Source organism: Polaribacter sp., assembly GCF_965656025.1.
Taxonomy (GTDB): domain Bacteria; phylum Bacteroidota; class Bacteroidia; order Flavobacteriales; family Flavobacteriaceae; genus Polaribacter.
Genome location: NZ_CBFHJT010000127.1, coordinates 1 through 2018 on the forward strand (window position 1 = coordinate 1; position 2018 = coordinate 2018).

Annotated in this window: 2 protein-coding genes; one reads left to right on the forward strand and one right to left on the reverse strand. The window is 30.8% G+C overall.

Annotated elements, in window-relative coordinates; all coding sequences use genetic code 11:
- The coding region (gene kynU / locus ACTG3S_RS14250) for a kynureninase (RefSeq protein ID WP_439129998.1) at nt 1-813 on the reverse strand (813 nt) is incomplete at its 3' end.
- Nucleotides 814-918: 105 nt separating this feature from the next.
- Between kynU and ACTG3S_RS14255 the strand changes: the two genes are divergently transcribed.
- Nucleotides 919-2018 (forward strand): C40 family peptidase (locus ACTG3S_RS14255; RefSeq protein ID WP_439129999.1); only part of this gene is annotated, 1100 nt, incomplete at its 3' end.

The following is a 2018-nucleotide window of genomic DNA, read 5'->3' on the forward strand; positions in this document are numbered from 1 at the left end:
AAAACGTGGTAAGTCTTTATTTTTTGCATGTTTTTCGTGCACAAACAAACCTGCTAAACTTCCTGGGCCTGAATTTAAATATTTATAAGTACACCAAGCTGCAAAATCTACATTAGAATCGTGTAAATTCGGTTGAATATTTCCTGCTCCATGTGCTAAATCGATACCCACAATACAGTTTTTAGAGTGCCCTATTGTCGCTATTTTTTTTAAATCTAAAAACTGCCCAGTGTAATAATTTACACCGCCGATTAATAATAAGGCAATTTCATCGCCTTGTTCTGCAACGATTTTTTCTAAATCTTCAATTCTTAATAATTCTTCATTTTCTCTAGGTTTCCATTCAATCAAATCATCCTCTGAAAAACCGTGAAATTTTAATTGCGATTGCACAGCATATCGATCTGATGGAAATGCATCACTCTCTATTACAATCTTATATTTTGTTTTAGTGGGTCTGTAAAACGAAACCATTAACAAGTGTAAGTTGGTGGTCAGTGTATTCATTACCACCACTTCTAATGGTTTTGCTCCTACAATTTTTGCCATTTTTTCGGTTAAATACTCATGATAATTCAACCACGGATTTTTAGCTTCAAAATGCCCTTCTACGCCTAAATTTGCCCAATCTTTTAATTCTTGGTTGATATATTTTTGGGTCGCTTTTGGCTGTAAACCCAAAGAATTTCCAGTAAAATACAACCAGTCATTGCCGTTTTTATCTTTTGGAATGTGAAATTGATCTCTTAAAGAAGCTAGTTTGTCTTCTTTATCTAATTGTTTTGCAAATGTTAAGGAATTTTGATATTTCATCTTTAAAAAACGATTATTCTCAAATATAAAACAATCTAAATTTAGAAATAAATTTAAATGAATAAATTACTATCTTTATTCTATTAAAATATTAAAATTGTTTTTATGAACCTTAAAAAAATATTTTCTTTATTAATGATAGCGCTATTATTTTCTTGTAGCGATAACTCAATTTTAGTATCTGGTTTAGAAAGTGTTAGCGAAAGCATACAAAAACAATATGCACCAGACAAAAGAGTAGCCATTTTTAATATTAATTTTGATTATTCTGATGATGAAATCATTGTTACTGGTCTTACAGATACGAAAGAAGGATATCAAAAATTATTAGATAGCTTAAAATCTTTAGAAGTTAATTTTGTTAATAAAATTAGAATTTTACCAGATTCAGTAGTAGGTGATAAAAAATATGGGGTTGCCAAAAATTCTGTGATAAATATTAGATCTTCACCCAAACATTCTGCAGAATTGGGCACACAAGGTTTGTTAGGCATGCCTTTAAAAGTATTAGATAAAGAGGGCGATTTCTACAGAATACAAACACCAGACAATTATATTTCTTGGGTTGATAAAGGTGGAATTACTTTAATGACCAAAGCAGAACTTGAGAAATGGAATAACGAAAAGAAAATAATTTACACCAAAAATTTCGGTTACGTATATGCTGATAAAAGTACTGAGGCCAATATCGTTTCTGATATTTCTCTAGGTGGAATTTTAAAATATATTGCATTGCACCCAAATTATTTTGAAGTTATGTATCCAGATAACAGAATAGGTTTTATTAAAAAAGAGGAAGCACTTCTATACGATTCTTGGATTTATAATCTAAACCCAACTGAAAGCAATGTAGAAAAAATTGCAAAAACCATGGAGGGTTTTCCTTACTTGTGGGGTGGTACCTCTGCCAAAGGTATGGATTGTAGCGGCTTTACAAAAATGGTGTATTTAATGAATGGGTTTATTATTCCTAGAGATGCCTCTCAGCAAATAAATGCTGGCAAAAAAGTGGACTTAATGCTTAATTTTTCTGATTTACAAAAAGGTGATTTATTATTTTTTGGCAAAAAAGCTACCGAAAATAAAAAACAACGAGTAACACATGTTGGTATTTGGTTAGGTAATGACAAACAAGAGTTTATACATGCTTCTGGGAACGTACATATTTCTTCTATGGATGCTAGTAATCCTTTATATGACGAATT